At 65.5% G+C, this 4,820-nt stretch carries 4 protein-coding genes; 2 read left to right on the top strand and 2 right to left on the bottom strand.

Annotated features, from left to right (window positions below):
- On the top strand, positions 1 to 506 hold a 506-nt coding region (locus GX015_RS01995; protein ID WP_291342394.1), incomplete at its 5' end, for a hypothetical protein.
- Positions 507 to 604: 98 nt separating this feature from the next.
- On the opposite strand, the gene ppk2 is transcribed toward GX015_RS01995, so the two are convergent.
- Positions 605 to 1,504 carry a polyphosphate kinase 2 gene (ppk2, locus tag GX015_RS01990; RefSeq protein ID WP_046650554.1) on the bottom strand — a complete coding sequence of 300 codons (900 nt, stop codon included), beginning with the start codon at positions 1,502 to 1,504 and terminating at the stop codon, positions 605 to 607.
- A 377-nt stretch (positions 1,505 to 1,881) separates the two neighbouring features.
- Between ppk2 and GX015_RS01985 the strand changes: the two genes are divergently transcribed.
- Positions 1,882 to 2,928, top strand: a complete 1,047-nt coding sequence (locus tag GX015_RS01985) for a DUF559 domain-containing protein (protein WP_291342392.1) — start codon at positions 1,882 to 1,884, stop codon at positions 2,926 to 2,928.
- 411 nt (positions 2,929 to 3,339) lie between these two features.
- Here the strand turns inward: GX015_RS01985 and groL are convergent.
- Positions 3,340 to 4,820, bottom strand: a 1,481-nt coding sequence (gene groL / locus GX015_RS01980) for a chaperonin GroEL (protein WP_291342390.1), incomplete at its 5' end; no start/stop codon positions are given.

Here is a 4,820-nt window from a genome sequence, read left to right as displayed (position 1 = left end):
TGGTGCGGGGGCCTTTTCCTATTGCATCACATCGACTGTGGGCGAGAATGGAGGCCCAGCTCATTGGAGGAGGAAAAATGGACCGCATCCACGGGAGAGATCCACATGTGTGGCGTGACTTCATCGACGCCGCCACTAAGTCACTGAAGCGAACCGCAAGACTTCATCGCTACACGAACTACACGGATCTCAATCGCGAGATCGTTGCTGCAACGGGGCACCCCGGATTCGACTTCGCGTCCGCCGACGAGAGGAGTGCCATGGGAGACCTTCTCGGCGACATTGTTGAAGAGACCTTCGACGAACACGAGGTGATGCTCTCATCGCTCGTGATGTACGTAAATGAGAATAAGCCCGGACGAGGTTTTTTCACCCTTGCCACTCAAATGGGCCTTCTTCCGAAGGACGCGACCGCTGAGGAACGCGATGAATTTTGGTGGGACCAGGTTCGGTCAGCCCAAAACGCCTACGGAAAGAAGACTCGGAAGTTTGGCGACCGGAGTTGAGAGCTCCCCACACGGCGAAACCGGCCCCCGCACCGAATGGTGCGGGGGCCGGTTCGTCGTAAAGCGAAGTGCCGGATCCGCGACGGACCCGGGCGAAACTAGTCGCCGATCTGATCGCGGCCGCGGAGCACGATCTTCGGGTCCGGCTCGCCGACGAGCTCATGATCCTTGTTCGTGTACTCGAACTTCGACAGCACGTAGCGGATCGCGTTGATGCGGGCCCGCTTCTTGTCGTTCGACTTGATGGTGATCCACGGCGACTCGTCGGTGTCCGTGTAGCGGAACTGCTCTTCCTTGGCGCGGGTGTAATCGTCCCAGCGGTCCAGCGAGGCGAGGTCCATCGGCGAGAGCTTCCACTGGCGCACCGGGTCGACCTGGCGGATGGCGAAGCGGGTGCGCTGCTCCTTCTGCGTCACCGAGAACCACAGCTTGGTCACCGAAATGCCCGAGCCGAGCAGCATGTTCTCCAGCATCGGCACCTCGCGCAGAAACTCCGCGTGCTGAGACTCCGTGCAGAAGCCCATCACGCGCTCCACGCCCGAGCGGTTGTACCAGGAACGGTCGAAGAACACGATCTCGCCCGCCGACGGGAAGTGCTGGATGTAGCGCTGGAAGTACCACGACGTCGACTCGCGCGGCGACGGCTTCTCCAGCGCCACGGTGCGGGCGCCACGGGGATTGAGGTGCTCGTTGAAGCGCTTGATGGTGCCGCCCTTGCCGGCGGCGTCGCGGCCCTCGAAGAGGATGATGTGCTTCTGGCCGGTTTCCTTGGTCCAGTTCTGCCACTTGAGCAGCTCGATCTGGAGGGCGCGCTTCGTCTTCTCGTACTCCTTGCGCGTCATGCGCTCTTCGTACGGGTAGTTCTCGCGCCACGTCTCCACCGGATCGCCGGACGGGGTGACCAGCACCGGATCGTCCTCGTCGGAGTCGTCCACGACGTACCCCTCGGTCGCCGCCAGATCGACGATGTGGAAGTCCTCTTCGTTCGTGTCAGCCATGCCTCAAGCCTACCTGCGCAACGCCCCCGATTCGGGGCGGCGAGCAGTGGCTCCGGCCACCTTTCGCCGGTGAAGGCTCTTTTCGGGGGAGGCCGGCTGCCGTGCCAGGTGCCCCCGGGCCCCTCGCGGCGTCCGTTTCCCCGCTTCGCGGCCCTCCCCCGCTCGCGTTTCACCGCCGTCGGCCGGACATTTGGCAGGTTTCCCGAGACGACCGGGGACGCTTAGTGCCATACGATCAACGCTCCCGAGTAGCACATGTGACAACCTGCGCTTTTGCGTGGCCATTTTCGGGAGCGTTGACCATATGACACGAGCACCCGGCGCCCGACCCCTCGGCCCGCCGGGCGCACGCGCGGAATCCGTGCCACGATGCCCCCATGAACCATTCGGGGGGACGGTTCCGGGGCGGCCACGCGCGCCCGGGGGAATCACGCACCAAACCAATAGTCGACTCGACGTCCGCGCGGCGGCCGGCGCCATCGACTCGGGCGACGACCACACCAGCGACGACCGCGGCGCCGCCGATCTGGACGCGCGCCCGCCTCATCGAACTCGGCCTCACCCGAAGCGACTTCACGCTGCTGCTCGACCGCGGATTGATTGTCCGCGGCAAGCGCGGCGAATACTCCCTCAAGGTCACCGAGCTCCGCTTGCGCATGGAGTTGGTGCTGGTCAGATCGCCGGACGCCGTCTTCTCGCACCGGATCGCCGCCTTCGCGCACAACCTGAAGAAGCGGGAGCCGACGGACCTCGACGTCATCGTCCCGCGCAGCCGAAAGAGCCCGCGCGGCGCAAAGGGGCATCCGCGCGACCACGTGCAGCGGACGACGATCGGCGGCCTGCCGTTCACGACGCTCGCGCAAACGCTGCTCGATCTCCTCGACGTGTGGTCGCCGAGGGCCGTCGCGGAGACCATCGACAACCGGTTCCCCACCATGGATTCGCGCACCGGCGTCCTCGCGGAGGCCCGGAATCTCCCGGCGCGCCACGCCAATCGCTTGTTCCCGCTGCTGGAGTGGGCTCCCGAGAACCGCCGTTCGAAGGTCGAGGGCCACCTCGCGCGCGCCATCCAGATGCGCGGGTGGACGGTGCAGCTCAACGTCGCGATCGGCCCGTACATGTGGGACATCTACGTCGTCGAGGCGAATTTGGTGGTCGAGTTCGACTCCGTGAAGTTCCATGCGGACGAGGAGGTGTTCCGCGTTGATCGTGCGCGCCAAAACAACCTGGTGCGCAGGGACGTGAAGATCCTCCGGTACACGGATTACGACGTCGACAATCGATTCGGGGAGATCATCGACGAGATCTGCGACGAGATCGGTCACGCCCTCGGCCAGCCCCGGACGCGGTCGCGCTGGGACGAGAAGCACTGCCGCGACATCTACTTCAATCTCGAAGTCGAGAACGGCTGGGAGTACCGGTAGCCCGAGACGCTTTCGCTCCGCCGTTTCCCGCCCAGCGTCTCCACCATCTCAACCATCTCCGACGTCTCCAGGAGCTTCGTGTCATACGGTCAACGCTCCCGGGTAGCACTTCTGACCACCTGGCCTTTTACGGGTGCGTTTTCGTGAGCGTTGATCGTTTGGCACTAAGCCCAATGCCCACCATCTTTTCGGCTTTACGACGCCCACGTGGCACGCGGGCCGCCCCGAACCGAGGGGATGGGGAGCAACCGATGAGGCGCGGATGAACGGGTGATGCGCGGGCCGTCGTCAAGCGGGAAAGGCGGGGAAGAAGGAGCGGCGGGGACAATAAGGGCCGGAAAAAGGGGAAGGCCCCGCACCCACGCGAACGTGGGGTGCGGGGCCTGTCAGAAGCGACGGGGGCGCGGGGGCTTAGAAGCCGCCCATGCCGCCCATCTCGTCGCCGCCCGGCATGGCCGGTGCGGCCGGCTCGGGCTTGTCGGCGACGACGGCCTCGGTGGTGAGGAACAGCGCCGCGATGGACGCCGCGTTCTGCAGCGCCGAGCGGGTGACCTTCACCGGGTCGTTGATGCCGGCGGCCATCAGGTCGACGTACTCGCCCGAAGCGGCGTTGAGGCCCTCGCCCTGCGGCAGGCCGGACACCTTTTCGGTCACGACGCCGGCCTCGAGGCCCGCGTTGAGGGCGATCTGCTTGAGCGGTGCGGACAGGGCCTCGCGGACGATCTTGACGCCCGTGGCCTCGTCGCCGGTCAGGCCGAGATCATCAGCCAGGACCTCAGCGGCCTGCAGCAGCGCGACACCACCGCCGGCGACGATGCCCTCGTCGACAGCAGCCTTGGCGTTGCGGACTGCATCCTCGATGCGGTGCTTACGCTCCTTGAGCTCCACCTCGGTGGCGGCACCGACCTTGAGCACTGCGACACCGCCGGCCAGCTTGGCCAGACGCTCCTGCAGCTTCTCACGGTCGTAATCGGAGTCGGAGTTGTCGATCTCGGCGCGGATCTGCTTGACGCGACCCTCGATCTGCTCGGCGGAACCGGCACCCTGGACGATGGTGGTGTCGTCCTTGGTCACGACGACCTTGCGGGCGGTACCCAGCAGCGGGATGTCGGCGGTCTCCAGGGACAGGCCGACCTCCTCGGCGATGACCTGACCACCGGTGAGGATGGCGATGTCCTGCAGCTGGGCCTTACGACGGTCACCGAAGCCCGGGGCCTTGACGGCGACGGACTTGAAGGTGCCACGGATCTTGTTGACGACCAGGGTGGACAGAGCCTCACCCTCGACATCCTCGGCGATGATCAGCAGCGGCTTGCCGGACTGCATGACCTTCTCCAGCAGCGGCAGCAGATCCTTGATGTTGGAGATCTTGCCGGACACCAGCAGGATGTACGGATCCTCGAGGACGGCCTCGCCGCGCTCCAGGTCGGTGGCCATGTAACCGGAGATGTAGCCCTTGTCGAAGCGCATACCCTCGGTGACCTCGAGCTCGACGCCGAAGGTGTTGGACTCCTCCACGGTGATGACGGAATCCTTGTTCACCTCGCCGCCGCCGACGGCGTACATGGCCTTGGCGATCTGCGCACCGATGGCCGGGTCAGCAGCGGAGATACCGGCGGTGGCGGCGATCTCCTCCTCGGTCTCGACATCCTTGGCGGACGCCAGCAGAGCCTCGGTCACCTTGGCGGTGGCCTGCTCGATGCCGCGCTTGATGCCCATCGGGTTGGAACCGGCGGCCACGTTGCGCAGACCCTCACGGACGAGAGCCTGGGCCAGGACGGTGGCGGTGGTGGTGCCGTCGCCGGCGACGTCGTCGGTCTTCTTGGCGACCTCCTTCACCAGCTCCGCACCGATCTTCTCGTACGGATCCTCCAGCTCGATCTCACGGGCGA

Source organism: Corynebacterium sp., assembly GCF_012837295.1.
Lineage (GTDB): Bacteria > Actinomycetota > Actinomycetes > Mycobacteriales > Mycobacteriaceae > Corynebacterium.
The sequence above is the reverse complement of the archived record's forward strand: the minus strand, read 5'-3'. Positions and strand labels throughout refer to the sequence as shown.